This is a genomic window from Mariniblastus fucicola (assembly GCF_008087665.1).
Taxonomy (GTDB): domain Bacteria; phylum Planctomycetota; class Planctomycetia; order Pirellulales; family Pirellulaceae; genus Mariniblastus; species Mariniblastus fucicola.
On the sequence record NZ_CP042912.1, the window covers coordinates 2,732,013 to 2,746,607 of the forward strand.

Consider the following 14,595-nt stretch of genomic DNA (forward strand, 5'->3'; position numbering starts at 1 on the left):
GCAGTTCAATAAAAAACGCCTCGTTGAAATTCAACGAAGCGTTTTCCGGAGACCAACAATCTTCACTCTTTGAGGTTCTTAATTATCCTCTACATCAAACGATGCATGCATGATCGGTCCAGCGATCTCTGGAACCGATTCGAAAAACGGGTTGCTAATTTTGGTCGACTTGTTCTTCGTCGATTTTGAATCTTCAACTTTCTCCATCACGGAAACTGGCCCGCTGTTATCCTGGTTGAAGTTCTTTTTGAAAAACGGATTCGAGACCACAACAGGCTCGACCGGTGAAATCGCCTGGCTCATTTCAACTGGAACGACTCCGGCAGGAGCAGCGTAGGGGCTGACTCCGTAAGGACGACGGACAATTCCGTTATAGTACACTGGTGGGAATTCTGCGAAGTATGGAGGGCGGGACGGGCGATCGACAATGCCACGACCGAAGTACGTACCAAAGCCGAAGCCAGGATTGCGATAGCCACGATTTCCGTGGTGACCGTGATTGGCGCCGACGCCGGCTCCAAACTGATAACCGTTGTTGAACGAGAACGACTGGGCGTTGGCCTCAGTTCCGGACACGATGGCAATCGCAGCGAAGGCGACTGCAAGAGCGATGATTTTCTTCATTTGGGAACCTTTACGTTTGTTGTAAGCCAGGCCGTTGGATACAAACGCCTGCTCAAATGGGTCAGGTTCCACACTATTTGGGGCGACAAACGGTGCAAGCTTTTCGGTGCATTGAAAACGTTTAATTGAGGAATCATCCGGGCGGAAACCGGCGAATCGATGAATACGGCACAATTGACACAATCGTTAAAACAGGAAGCCAAGCGGCTGGGGTTCGATTTTGCCGCGGTCACCGCAGCGCTCGCGCCAGACGGTTTTTCCCGGCTAGATAGCTGGGTTGAGCGTGGTTTTCACGGCGAAATGGACTATCTGGAAACTCGTCGCGAAGCCTATCAGCATCCCGCTGGAGTCCTGCCAGCGGTCCGATCGGTGATGATGTTGGGCATGAGCTACCATGTCGATGTTGCGTCTTTGCCACAGCAACCCGGATTGGGAAGGGTCGCCAGATACGCTTGGGGCCAAGGCGACTATCACGATTTCCTGCACCGCAAACTGAAACAGCTGTGCCGATTCGCGAGGGAGGCCGGCGATGGAATTGCGATCCGCGGCGTCGTTGATACGGCTCCTTTGCTGGAGCGGGAGTTTGCGCAGCTGGCCGGCATGGGTTGGCATGCGAAGAACACAATGCTGATCAACCGGGAACTGGGCAGCTGGTTTCTGATCGCTGCCGTTCTGACCGATGCCGAGTTGGAGATCGACACGCCAATGTCGACCAGTCACTGCGGCACTTGCACGGCGTGCCTTGACGCCTGTCCCACCGACGCGTTTGTAGAACCTGGAACGTTGGACGCGACGAAATGCATCAGCTATTTGACGATCGAGCACCGTTCGCCGATTCCGATCGAGCTGCGCAGTCAGATGGGTGACTGGATCCTGGGCTGCGATGTATGTCAGGATGTGTGCCCGTGGAACAATAAAGCAAAAGTCTCAAGCCAGGAAGTTTTCCAACCCGTTGAGGCATTGAGGCCGCTCAATCTTCATGATCTGTTTCGAATGGATGACGACCAGTTCCGAGTCCAGTTTCGGAAAACGCCGCTGTGGCGACCCAAGCGGCGGGGGATTTTGCGCAACGCAGCCATCACCCTCGGAAACATGCCTTCAGGAGAAGGCCTTGAGTCGTTGGCGATCGGAATCAACGATGATGAGCCACTGGTTCGAGGAGCCTGCGTCTGGGCGATCGGACAACACCTCGAAACTTTTGGCTCACAGGCGATGGAGCTCCTGCGTAATCGCCGAACAATCGAATGCGATGCCGATGTTCAGACGGAACTCGATTTGGCGATGCAGTCGTAGCCGATCGCGTCTAATTCTCGAGCACGTTGCGGATCGCTTCTGCGACTTTTCCAGCCAGAACTTTTGAGCCTTCTTTTGTGAAATGGACGTTCGCAGGTTGCTGAATTTTCGCCAATTGTGGATTCGCAAACGAGAACAAATCGTTGACAGCGATTCCAAATTCGGACGCAATCTTCCGACCAATCGCATTGTATTGCTCGGGCGAAGTCGTTTCACGCAACGGCTTGCATCCCGGAGGAACCGGCGTCGTCGTGCAGAAAATGACCTTTGCCCCAGTGGCTTTTGCCTTGGTTAAAATCGTACGCAACTGCTGCTCGTACTCCTCCGGACCTGACTGGAGCGGATCGTCAGCAGCATTCGAATTCTTGCCGGTTTTGGCGTCAACGTGCTTGAAATCGTGCAAGCCAAAGTTGACATGGATCACATCCCAGTTGCCGCCTTCAAGCTTCAACCAGCGATCAATGTTGCCAATGCCTCGGTCTGTCCCGGCACAGTTTTCTGGCTTCCCGTCTTTCGTTGGGCGAACCACAACGGCCTGGTCGGCCAACAACTCTTTGACAAATGGTGTGTAGCCTATCGAAATTGAGTCGCCCAAAATTAAAACGCGAGGTTTGCTGAACCGACGATGAAGTTTTTCCAGGTTGTCGTTTCCGCGTTGGATCTCCGACGCGTCGGAACTGAATTTCTGAATTCTGGCAATCGCGTCTTTGTCCAGCAGATCGCGATATCGATCCATGCAACTCAACGCATTGCAAGCGACGAAATAGTTCGAGTTGGCTTTGTCGCCCAACGTGATCAGCACGGCGATCGCTTTCTCGTGGTTGGCCTCTTCCTGATTCTTTTTCAGTCTCAGGCATAGTTCGGCAGCTTTCACACGAACCGCCATCGACGAATCGTCCAACATTTTGACCGCTGCATCACGCTGGGCCCCGGTAATGGTGTCAGCCGTATGGATCAAACTGTTCACCGCCCAAAAACGAAGCTCGGGGGCTGAAGCAGCCAAATTTGCGTCGACGTTTTCGCCACAGGCCGCATCGTAGAGTGCTCCAAAATCAAACCCATCGCGTTGCGAGTAGGTAAACCGTGACTTGGCAGAACTCAGTTCGTATTCGTGAAGCGTCGACTCAGGAACGAGGTCAAGGTCTCCAATTTCGATCATTTTTTTCCGAACGACGTCGCGAAGTTCGGCCAGTTTGGCCTGCTGAGGCAACGCGGCACCTGCCGGCCCGGTCGCCACCAGGTTCATCGTCTCGTGAGGATCGGCTTCGAGGTCGTAGAGCTCTTCCTTCGCGCGCAGCTTCCAAAATGCGGACTGGACATCGTTCAGCTCACCTTTGTTGAACTTCTCAAACCACACACTCGTCGCATCGGTCGTCTGTTGATACTCGACGAATTGGCCGTGAGGCAAATGCGGCATGAAGTTTCGAATGTACAAATAGCGACCATCGGTCACGCTTCGGCTGGCGTCGTTGCGTTCGTCCATTCGGTTCCGCACGCCGAAAACGTAGCCGGCTTTCTGGGCGTCCGGTCCAAGAAATGACGATCCCTGCATGCGTTCGGGAACCTCGGCTCCGGCAATTTTTAAAACGGTTGGTGCAAAATCAATGAATCCAACGGGCCAATCACTGCGAGCCCCGGCGGCGTAATTACTGCTCCAAAACGATTTCCATTTATCAGGCACGTAAGCAATCATGGGAACACGCATCCCTGAATCACCGACGTAGCGCTTGTGTCGCGGCATCCCGGAGCCGTGATCACCCCAGAAAATGATGATCGTGTCATCCGCCAGCCCGGCGTCTTCGATCTGTTTGACATGTTTGGCGAACCAGTCGTCTAGATCCTGGATGTTATCCAGGTACTGTGCCCAGTCCGTCCGAATTTCAGGCACGTCGGGCCAATACGGAAACAACGAAACGGAGGCTGGATCAATTTGCGGTTCGTGAGGTCGTTTTCGAATCTTGCTTTCGTGAGTGCTGGTCTGGTTGAAAACGGCGAAGAATGGCTTGCCTTCCGGTCGGTTTTTCCAATGAGCTTCGCTTGAGCTTTCATCCCAAACGCCGTCGACTTTAAGCAGGTTGTAGTCGGTTTTACTGGCGTTCGTGCAGTAGTATCCAGCTTCACGCATCAGTTCCGGCAACAGCTTGAGTCCTTGCGGCTTGACGGCCCCGCATCGCATGTTTCCGGCGCCCAGCGATGTCGCGTACATGCCTGTGATAATCGTCGTGCGAGCGGGAGCACAAACCGGATAGTTGGACCACGCCAGGTCGTAAGTCAGCGAGCGTTTGGCAAACGCGTCAATGTTTGGCGTTTTGATGTCGAATCCGTAGCAGCCCAATTGCGGGCCGATGTCTTCGGCCGACAGCCAAACGATGTTCGGGCGCTCAGCAGGTTCAGTAGCTTCGACGGTGTGGGTGATCGAAAAAAGGCTGATCGCGGCGACGAAGAGCAAGAGTCGGAGTTTCATTGTCGGTTTCCGGCAGGTTCGGTGTCAATCAGTCACCAGTTTAGCAGATACCGCCATGCAACTCACGTGCTGATATCAGCTGTTTCACGAACCGCCCAAGCTCGCAACAGACAACCCATTCGGAAAGCTGCATTGGTTGCCGAAGCGGAAACGAAACTGATCGCAGCCACCATCAGTGAAGGCCCAAACGCCAGGTTGATTCCGACGAGCACCATCAGGCTGGCCAAAGCACAGAAAAAGTTGTCATTCGGTCGCCGGATCGCCAGCAGCGCAGTCGAAAGCACAAAACTGACTCCCAGAAATGGTACCGCCAACCCCAGCACCGACGTGACGCGGTTGATGCCTCCCGCGTTGACGTCGAACCACGCTTGATACTTTTCGCTAAACAGCAGGTTCGTCAAATCGGCTCCGAAAACCCAGAGCAGGACTGCGAATCCCATCAACACCACGAAGACAAAGGTTCCGTATTGTGCGAGCGTTTTCAGCATCGCATTCCAACCGCCTTTTGTGAATTCCTGGGCCGCGCGGGCCCCCAACAGGCTGCAGACTCCCAGAAGAAACGGGTTCGCCAACAGCATGACGTTGAAGCAGGCCGAGTAGACGCCGCCAGGTACCAGCCCAAGTTCGCGGTTGAGGTACCACACACAAAAGAACATCGTGATGCTGGAACAGAAATTTTCTCCCGCTGCCCAACGACCGTAGCGAAAGTTTTCCTTGAGCTGTTTGCCTGAGCCATCGAGAGTGATTGCAAAGTTGCTACGATAGAAATACCACCACGCACCGAGTGCCATCACGTTGACAGCTGCGATGGCGACGAATGCCCGAATTGCAGTTAGCTGCTGAAAGAAAAATAACGCCGCGAGACAGGTCAGGAACGCGACAGAGAACAGAATCTCAAGCAATGCCGACGGCCGAACCTGTAAATTCGCGAGCAGCCATCGACGCGAAAATTCTCGCAGCAACTGCAATGGAGCAAGCACGATGACAAACGCGATGACCGTCAAAGCCGACGTCATGCCGCCGCCGATTTGGTATTGGTATATGATCCACATCGCCACCATGCACAACGCGAGCCCGATGAAACAAAGCGACGCCAGTAACATGTGCCCCGAGAATGTTGCCTCGCGTTCTTTACCCTGGCGCGGAAGGAAAACCGTCATTGGTATCGTGACGAAGCCTTCGTGCATCGCGATCAAAACAGTCAGCACACCGAAGGCTGCGTAGTACAGCGAAAGTTGCTCGGGGGAACCAAGCATCGCGCCGGAGGCTGTGTCATCGGGCGCAAACCGGCCGCCGACAGTAACGGTCGTGAGAATTCGGGTTACGCTTACAATCCCCTGCGCAGCCAGAGCCCAGAAAACGGTCATTGGCAATCGCTGAAACAGCGAACTCAACAGGCCTGCTTTGGGAGGTTGGTTAATGGCGTCAGTGCTCACGGCCGCGTTGTTGTGGGACCCGGTGTCAGGAGTGGTAGGTTCGGGCATTATAATCGCGGCCGGTTTTCGGGCACCAACAAAAAGAAACTCACGTGTCGTTCCCGCCAACGACGATTCACAATCGTCTCAATTCTCACAGTCGTACGCTGAAACGTTACTACATCGCTCAGGAGTAATCGAACGCATTGTGCCGTTGCCAATTGAGGCGACTGGTTCGTCGCACCTCCCTCAGACGGCAATTGCATTTCGTCCGGCTGAAGCCGGGACCACGAACTTCCGTTTCAAAGTGGCACCTCTCGACACCGCCGATTCTGGGATCTAGCGTGCGCGATCGCGATCCAGAATCGACGTAGCCTGTTGAGACGACGGCTTCCAACGGTCTGACTATTGGATAGGAGGCTTAATCGTATCCACACCCGAATCCAAAATCACAAACCGGATCTTTTCAACTCGATCGTTGTTGACTGCAATAACGTGAGCCACGGCTCCTTCGAATTCGAATTTGTCGTCCACTTCCGGGATCTTCCCGAGGCGACTCATTAGAACTCCGGCAACGGTGTCTGCATCTTCGTCGTCAAGATTCAGCCCCAACGCGGCCTCGACATCAGCGATGTGAGTATTGCCCAGGACAAGAAACTGTCCACTAGACACTTGCTTGATACTCGGTTCGTCCGCGACGTCAAACTCGTCATCAACGGGTCCGATGATTTTCTCCAGCACGTTCTCAAGCGTCACGATTCCGATGATCGAGCCGTACTCATCGATCACAAACGAAAGCAGTTGATGTGTTGATTGAAAGTGCCGCAGCACCTGGCTGATCGGCATACTTTCGGGAACTTTCGTTGGCTCACGCATGATTGAACGAATGTCAAAATCTGCTTCCGCAGACACGCCAAGCAAATCCTTCATGTGCACGACGCCCAACAGAGAATCCAGCGACGAATCGACAACCGGATAGCGAGTATGTTGCGTCTCTTTGGCCATCGCCATCAATTCAGGAAAAGGCAAATTGATATCCATCACCTGGACTTCAACTCGAGGCACCATCACCAAGCGGCACAACATGTCATCGAACTCCATCACGGCGTTCATCAAACTATGCTCGCTGCGCGAAAGGAATCCATGCGTGTGAGATTCCGTCAACATCGCACGAATTTCTTCTTCGTTGTGCGGTGCGCCATGTCCGGTTTCTCCTGTCAGTCCCAACCGAGCCAAAACAAGATTGGTCACCCAGTTCAGTGCGTACATGAACGGGAACAGCAGATAGTAAAAGAATCGCATCGGTGCCGCGCACCACATCAGCATTTTGACGGGTTCACGAATCGCAAAAATTTTCGGAGCCTGCTCACCGACCACAAGGTGCAAGGCTGTAATCATCGAGAACGCGACAATGAACGCGATGATGTGTCCGGTCGTGGGGCCGATAGACAACAGTTTGAAAACGGGTTCCAAAAGTTTTGCAAAGGCTGGCTCACCGACCCAACCGAGACCAAGGGAAGCCATCGTGATTCCCAGCTGGCAGGCTGACAGCGAGTGGTCCATTCGATCAAACAGCCATTTCGCTGATTTGGCAAATAATCGCTTTTCAAGCACCAGTTTGTTGATCTGGCTGCGACGGATCTTTACGAGGGCGAACTCAGCCGCCACAAAGAATCCGTTGAGCACCACCAGCAGCAGCGCCAGCCCCAACATTCCAAAGTAGAAACCATAACCGCCTCCTCCGTCATCCGTGGGAGCGGCGTCGTGTCCGGCGGGTGCCGCGACATCGAGAGCCAACAGGGCAAAATTTTGAGCAAGGGAAACTGGTACAGCCGTGTTCATGTGTGTGTCTGGGGAGGGTTTTTGAAGCCGTCATTTTAACGCCGCGGAGCCTGAGCGTTGAGGGGGAGTCCAAGGTTTGGTTGTGGGACATACGAGCCAAATAAAACAAAAAATGGCAATTCTATGTAAGATTCCTCATCGACTTCCGTTGAACGGGAGAAGGACAGGAATCATGCAAGACACCCCGAAAACGCGATACTCACTCATTGGCAAACTGCACGATCCGCAGAATCTTGAAGCCTGGAATGAGTTCGCAAGCATTTATCAGCCGCTGATTTTCAGAATCTGCCGGCAGCGAGGCCTACAGCACGCCGACGCGACCGATGTGACCCAGGAAGTCATGTCTCGTGTCTCCAAAGCCATCGGCACATTCGATGGGCAACAGCAAGGAGCCACTTTCCGCGGCTGGCTCTATCGGGTGACTCGAAATTTGGTGATCGACTTTTTCCGCCGCAAGGAAAATCGCCAAGTTGCTGGTGGCGAAACCGGGTTGCTGGAACTGATCGCGGCAAACCCTGGCGAAGCCGAATCTCACGAGTTCCGTCTGGAGTACCAGCGGCAGATCTTTTCTCTGGTCACCAACCAGGTTCGCGACGAAGTGAATCCAAAAACCTGGCAGGCGTTCTGGAGAACCGAAGTTGAAAACGCTTCGGTCGATTCGGTGGCGAAGTCTCTGGACATGAATCGTGGTGCCGTCTACGTCGCCCGCTCCCGAGTCATCGCTCGATTGCGAAAGGCTGCTGAAAGAAGAATCATTGAGTCAGGAGAGTCGTTCGATGTCTGAACAGAATCACATTTCCGATCTGGACCTACAGTTGATTGTCTCGGAACAGCCAACGAAGGTTCCTCAGGATAAAATTGAAACGCATGTTGCGAACTGCTCGCATTGCCAGGATCGACTGCTGAGCTTTGCCGCCAATGAATCGTGGCGGGACGATTTCTGCAGCTCGATCATCGCCTTGGAAGAACAGCTCGCATTTGAAGAAACCGACACTCGCGACTTTGAGTTTGATCGCCAGTCGCCTTGCAATCAGTTCGATTTGCGATCCGTCGACCAGTTGCTGGACGACGTACTGAACCCACCGACTCATCCAGAAACGCTGGGTCGACTGGGACGCTACGAAATCGAAAAAGTCATCGGCTATGGTGGCATGGGAATCGTGCTTCGCGGATTCGATCACGAGTTGCATCGACCGGTGGCGATCAAGATGATCGCGCCGCGTTTAGTAAACAATGGGACGGCCAAGGAACGTTTTCTCCGGGAAGCCAAAGCCGCTGGAGCGTTGTTGCATCCGAACGTAATCGCGATTCACGACATCAGCGAATCAAACGGTGTTCCGTGGTTTGTCATGCCGCTCGTGGTCGGCCCAACATTGCAGGAAGTCGTCGACAAACATGGTCCATTGCCGGCGAAAGAAGTCGTTCGCATCGGAAAGCAAATTGCCTCGGGGCTGGCGGCCGCACACCAACAGGGGCTGGTTCATCGCGATATCAAGCCCGCCAACATTTTGGTCGACAATCAGATCAATCGAATTGTGATCACGGACTTTGGGTTGGCTCGCCGGGAAGCCGAAGAGTCGATGACTCAAACTGGAATGGTTGCCGGAACTCTGAACTACATGTCGCCGGAACAGTCTCGTGGCGAAGACGTTGATGCTCGCAGCGATCTGTTCAGCCTGGGCAGTTTGCTGTTTTTCCTGTCCACAGGAGTGACGCCATTCAGATCGGCGGCACCGATGGGCGTGATCCATAAAGTTGGCAACGAGAACCATGCCAACGCGCAGTCACTCAATCCGGATGTGCCGACGCAACTGGCCAGAATGATCGACCGATTGTTGGAGAAGTTGCCCGAGGACCGATTTCAGTCGTCGAGTGACGTCGAAGCCTGGCTGGAGCAATTTCTGGCTCATCTAAATCAACCCGTTGGCTCAACAATTCCGGCGCTGCCAAAGAATCCCAGCCGTTCCAACATGCGAGCTTCGGTTTTGAAATGGATCGGACTTGCTGTTCCGCTGGCCGGTTTGGGCGGGCTGATTTTCTACGCTGGGACCTGGTTTGTGACCGCTCCTGAACCCGAGCCCGTTTTGACATGGGGATCCATTCAACGTCGCCACCAAATCGAAACGGTGGATACGTTCGAGGCTGATTTGATGAGCCTGACGGAAAAAATCGATCAGTTTTCTGGAGATTCGTGGCGACCGGAAACGCAACTCATCTCAAACCCTGACGAAGTTTTCAATTCAAAGCTGGGCCAGCTGGATCAGTCCGTAACTGAGCTGTCTGAGCTACTTGATGATCAATAAAAATTACCTGAACCGTGTGGAGAATCTAAGATGCTAACTCGAAAATTGCTTTTGTGCTTTTTGATGGTCCCAACCTCTCTTGTGACCGGCTGGACGCTGACGGCGCAAGAACAGAGCGATGATACTTTTGCGGTGCCTGGCGCTGCAGTTCCGCTGCCTCCAACGGTTGGACCAACGGCGCCGAGGGCGACAACAATTTTCAGGAGTTCCAAATCTGGGCCGGCGACAAGTTTTGGGCTGGCTCGAAGTTCCTGGGTCTCCGCCAAAGCCAGCGAAGTCGACAAAGCGTACGAGTCGCTCAAAGGTGCCAAGTCCGACGAGGAACGTTCAGACGCGAAAGCCAGTCTGCGGAAAGCACTGGTCACGGATTACGATTCAAAAATGGATCAGTATGACGAGCACATTGAGTCGCTTGAAAAAGAGCTGGAAGAAATGCGTGAGCGATTGAGCCGTCGTCGTGCTGCGAAAGAAGAAATGGTCGACCTGAAATTGAAAGAACTGGTCGCCAACGCGGATGGGCTTGGTTGGCCTTCAGGACCGAAATCCAGCATCAACGTGCGTTTTCCATCGACTTCGCCTGACATGAACCGTTTTCTGCAAACGCCGCCGGGTTCCAGGGCACCCACAACAATCATGACGGCTCCTGCTGCGAAACCAACGGCAAAGAAATAGTCGCTGCGACGATTGCCGAGTCACTTACGAGGCAAGTCCGCGACCGGCCCGAAGATGCAAAAAAAAAGCCGCTGGGAATATCCCAGCGGCTTTCTTCGTTTCGAATGTTCGAGTCGATACGAATTAGAATCCGCCGCCGCGTCCACCACGTCCGCCGCGTTCTCCGCCACGACCGCCGCGTTCTCCACCACGACCACCGCCAGCGCCGCCGCGTCCACCGCGTTCTCCACCGGCTCCACCGCGACCGCCACGTCCACCGCGAGCGTTTTGAACTTCGTAAGATTCACCGATCAATGCTTTGATGCTCTCTTGCTTTGCAGCAGGAAGAACAGAAAGGATTTTGTCAGTGGCTTCTTCGCGAAGCTTTTTGATTTGCTCTTCCAGCTCTTTTTTGACTTCTTCTTCTTTCGCTTGAAGCTTTTCGGCTTCTTCTTCAGTCAAGCCAAGCTTTTCACGCATCGCATCACTCTTGAGTGCAGCGGCAGTTCCGCCACGTCGCATCTGGCCTTGCAACGCGATCTGGTCAAGTCGCTCAAGCTGATGTGGAAGCAGAATGTCGCCGATTTTGTCGTCAACACCCTTCATGTCTTCAGCAATTTTCTCACGCATTTCAGTCATCATTTCATCGCGTTCTTCGCGAGACAAATCCTGAAACTTTTCACGCATGCCCGCGAACGCGTTACGCATTACGTCGCGTGCTTCGGAGTTGATTTCATCCAGATCTTCGATTTGTTCGTCAACGAGATCGAGTTCTTTTTGAACATCCGGGTTCCCGAGGTACTCGAGACGTCCGCCGCCACCCCAGCCACCGCCACCGCCGCGTTGAGCCATAGCATCATTGGCCAAGAACAGACACATCAGAGCCGCAATCGCGGCGAAAGTTATTTGTCGCATTTTCATGGTTTACTCCACTCCATAAATTTCCCGGCACTCCGGATGGTGGCCGATTGAGAAGGCAGGCTTAGTAGCAATTGCTCGCAATTGGCCGTGATGCCGAGTTAAACCCGGGCAGTTTCAATTCGGACTGATGCCGAATCAGATTTTTCACTTTTTTTTCTTGACCGCGGTCAAGTTGGTAATTGGCGGCGCAGTCGGGCAGTGTTTCGCCCATCCCAAGCCAAAATGGATCACGCGCTCAACGCAATCAGCCAACCGGCAAGAAGAGACGTACTACTGAGGGAATCCGTTGAAATTCGCCTGAGTGGCATCCATTTGCGGTGCAGCAACGCCAGGGATTCCATTGGCCGCCGTCGGCAACGGGCTTCCGTCTTTAAAGATGTCCATTCGTGGAGTGTCGCAGTCAAACCCACGGGTTGTCGACACATTTTGCGCCATCAGTAGAGTTCCCATAGAACGCTGGAGTGCCACTTCGGCGACTTTCAGTTCACGTTCGGCTTGAACATAGACCAGTTCTGCGGAAGCAAGGCGGTCCTGCGAATCGAGCAACTGGTCAAGCACGGTGGTCGGGTTCTGTCCGTCAGCAAGATCTCCTTCGACCAAAGCAAACGACTCCCAGCGGCGTTGGAATTGATTGCGATCCGCATGAGCCGCTTTTATGGCTTCGTTCGCCGCGACCAGAGTCTCCGCCGCCGACTCAACTCGACGCAAGGCGACTTGTGATTCTGCGATCACGGTCTGCATCACTTCGTCAACTTCGTGGCGAATCTTTTTTACCTGAAGATCACGCTGAGCCAACCGACTTCGAGCCGCTCGGTTTCCGTAGGGCAGTTCGAAATTGACGCCAAAACTGTAACCCGGTTTGACTTGTCCAAACTGATCCTGAAACGCGTTCAAAATTCCGGTATCGCCCCGAAGAGCACTTACGTACGTCCCCATCAGCAGTGACAGTTCAGGCAGCAACTCATTCGCACTAACATCCCGTTGTACCGATGCAATTCGGACGCGGCTCATCGCTTCCTGAACTTCTGGACGATGTTGCAGAGCGTTGTACACCACCTGCTCAAGAGGCACCTGGAACGTCATTGCCGATGGAAGTTCTCCCGGAACCAGTTCAGCTCCGCCGCCATTGATCCAGCTGTTGTCCGCGATCCGACGTCGGACTTCTGTTTCAGCATTGCGAACGTCCCGCAAAGCGTTCGCCAACTCGGTACGGCGAGTCTGAACCGAAGAGCGAGCACGAGCGATTTGGCTGGGCAGAGAGTCGAGCCCGGCGCGGCCTTCAAGGCGATCGAGGATTTTGGCTCCGCGTTCAACGTTACGACGTTTCTGCAAGAACACACTGCGAGTCAGATACAGATCCCAGTACGCCGAAACGACGCCTAGCAACTCGTCCTGCAGTTCCGCATGGAACGTTTGCCAAGCGGCTCCGTTGGTGGCTTGAGCGATCAGGATTTGCGACTGGTTGTAGTAGCGACCGCGTCCGCGAAGTAGTGGTTGCGTCACGTTTAAGGCCAGCGTCGCGGTGCCCTGATCTTGCGGGACGAAGAAGTTCGAGTTGCTGTTCTGAAAACCAAGACGCTGATTCAATTCCCAACTCGCACCCGTGCGAGCTTTCTTGCGCAAACCCAGATCACCAGACCAAATGTTATCCTTGAGGAAACTCTCGCCGTTGCCGACTGTCAGCTGGTTGCCGACTGGATCGACACGATCTTCGAATTGACTCTGAATGTATTGAACGGCGTCGAATTCGGCGTCCGCTTCCACGATCTGCAATTCGCGAATGAGTGGACTTTGCGAAACGGCTTGAATTCGTGGACTGTTTTGCAAGGCGCGATAGACCAACACATTCGAGTCGACGGCTTCGGTAGAACGGTTGCCGTCGAGCGGCTGAAGAACTGAAGACTTCCACCACGTCAACGATTCGTCCACTGGGGCCGCCGCAATCGCTCGGGGAGTTGCAAAGTTTGATTCGGGTGAAAATTCGTTTGCAGGCATCTGCGGATTCAGCGGGTAAGCCAGATCACCTGGTTCCGCAATTTCGGGAACGGTCGCCATTGTCTGTGGAACTTCCCACTGCAACGGAGCCGCTTCGGCTGCTGGAGCAAGCGACGGAACGTCAGATTGAGCGGTCGACGGGGCTTCCGGTTGAACAGCATTGATCGGCGCAAAGGATTCTTCGATCGGAGCTGACTCGACCGTCAGTGGGTTTTGTTCCTGCGGTAACTCGGCAAACTCTTGCAACATCTTGTTCGACGAAGCCGGTTTGAATCTTCCCTGTTGTTCCAGACTGTTCAATAGACTCTGACCAGATTCAGAATCCGAATCCGGATTTTGGACAACGTTTTCGAGAACGGAACGCCGAGCCGACTGAACGCTCTGCATCGTTGGACGTTCTTCAAAACGCGAGCTCTCAATGATCGGAGCTGAATCCTGTTGAGCCACTGGAAGGCGGGCGATGCGATGCTGGGGGAACTGCGACAGGGCACTTTCGAAAACGTCACTGTACTGCTGCAGCTGCTGAGTTGATTGCTGTCCGGAAGTCCGAGGCTGCGTTTGGGTTTCGGTTGGCAACTGCAAAGCCGGCAACGCTGGAAGCGCATGCTGCGGCAACGTTTTAGCTTTCTGACCAGAGTTCGTTTCCGATGTCGACTTGATTACCGGGATGCTTCGGAACAACGGTTCTTGCTCAACCTTCGATGCTTCCGCGGACGGGAGTGGCGGCAAGGAAGAAATCTGAAGGGCGTTACCTTCCGACACGAGGATCCCGATTAGGATCACACTCAAAATTGAAACGTAAAAACGCATCTCGGAACGCTCCGACCGTATAAACAGCACAACATGTATTACTCGGTTTCGCCGCAATGACCGTGCAATGCTTAGCTTGAAACGAGAACGCATAACGGATTGCAGGGCTGGCACCGTTTCAATCGGTACATTCGTCAGAAGTTAACGTGGCTCGCTAGCGAAACGTGTTGGCAAGTAAGCACCGTAAAGGACACAGAGCTGGATTTTGCGGAACTGGTGTCGCAGAGGATTCGTGGCCCTCAAGAAAGGTCCGCTCGCGGGAGAACGCGTGGCCGCA

10 protein-coding genes are annotated in these 14,595 nt (G+C 53.9%); 4 read left to right on the forward strand and 6 right to left on the reverse strand.

Going from position 1 to position 14,595, the window contains the following annotated elements; translation table 11 throughout:
- Window positions 1–78: 78 nt before the first annotated feature.
- Complete coding sequence (locus MFFC18_RS10150) at window positions 79–696, reverse strand: hypothetical protein (protein WP_157664986.1); 618 nt, start codon at window positions 694–696, stop codon at window positions 79–81.
- An 87-nt stretch (window positions 697–783) separates the two neighbouring features.
- Between MFFC18_RS10150 and queG the strand changes: the two genes are divergently transcribed.
- On the forward strand, window positions 784–1,917 hold the full coding sequence (queG, locus tag MFFC18_RS10155) for a tRNA epoxyqueuosine(34) reductase QueG (RefSeq protein WP_075081582.1): 1,134 nt from the start codon (window positions 784–786) through the stop codon (window positions 1,915–1,917).
- A gap of 10 nt (window positions 1,918–1,927) precedes the next feature.
- On the opposite strand, the gene MFFC18_RS10160 is transcribed toward queG, so the two are convergent.
- The 3 genes from MFFC18_RS10160 to MFFC18_RS10170 all read right to left on the reverse strand — a co-directional run bounded on the left by MFFC18_RS10160 (window position 1,928) and on the right by MFFC18_RS10170 (window position 7,638).
- Window positions 1,928–4,381, reverse strand: coding sequence for a sulfatase-like hydrolase/transferase (locus MFFC18_RS10160; protein ID WP_075081581.1), 2,454 nt, complete (start codon window positions 4,379–4,381; stop codon window positions 1,928–1,930).
- Between the two features lie 62 nt (window positions 4,382–4,443).
- Window positions 4,444–5,865, reverse strand: coding sequence for a lipopolysaccharide biosynthesis protein (locus MFFC18_RS10165; RefSeq protein WP_148618793.1), 1,422 nt, complete (start codon window positions 5,863–5,865; stop codon window positions 4,444–4,446).
- A 336-nt stretch (window positions 5,866–6,201) separates the two neighbouring features.
- A complete protein-coding gene (locus tag MFFC18_RS10170) occupies window positions 6,202–7,638 on the reverse strand; it encodes a hemolysin family protein (protein ID WP_084416682.1) in 1,437 nt (478 codons plus the stop codon).
- Between the two features lie 172 nt (window positions 7,639–7,810).
- On the opposite strand from MFFC18_RS10170, the gene MFFC18_RS10175 reads away from it, so the two are divergent.
- From MFFC18_RS10175 to MFFC18_RS10185, 3 genes are read left to right on the forward strand one after another with little or no spacing between them, the layout of a single operon-like run.
- Entirely contained in the window at window positions 7,811–8,422 is a 612-nt protein-coding gene (locus tag MFFC18_RS10175) for an RNA polymerase sigma factor (protein WP_075081578.1), read from the forward strand.
- Window positions 8,415–9,941: a serine/threonine-protein kinase gene (locus tag MFFC18_RS10180; protein ID WP_075081577.1), complete on the forward strand. Its 1,527-nt coding sequence runs from the start codon at window positions 8,415–8,417 to the stop codon at window positions 9,939–9,941. The genes MFFC18_RS10175 and MFFC18_RS10180 overlap by 8 nt, the downstream gene beginning before the upstream one ends.
- Window positions 9,942–9,971: 30 nt before the next feature.
- Window positions 9,972–10,613, forward strand: coding sequence for a prefoldin domain-containing protein (locus MFFC18_RS10185; protein ID WP_148618794.1), 642 nt, complete (start codon window positions 9,972–9,974; stop codon window positions 10,611–10,613).
- 123 nt (window positions 10,614–10,736) lie between these two features.
- On the opposite strand, the gene MFFC18_RS10190 is transcribed toward MFFC18_RS10185, so the two are convergent.
- A complete protein-coding gene (locus MFFC18_RS10190) occupies window positions 10,737–11,513 on the reverse strand; it encodes a hypothetical protein (protein WP_084416680.1) in 777 nt (258 codons plus the stop codon).
- A gap of 270 nt (window positions 11,514–11,783) precedes the next feature.
- Window positions 11,784–14,270 (reverse strand): TolC family protein, encoded by a 2,487-nt coding sequence (locus MFFC18_RS10195; protein WP_157664984.1) that lies wholly within the window; start codon window positions 14,268–14,270, stop codon window positions 11,784–11,786.
- Window positions 14,271–14,595 lie beyond the last annotated feature (325 nt).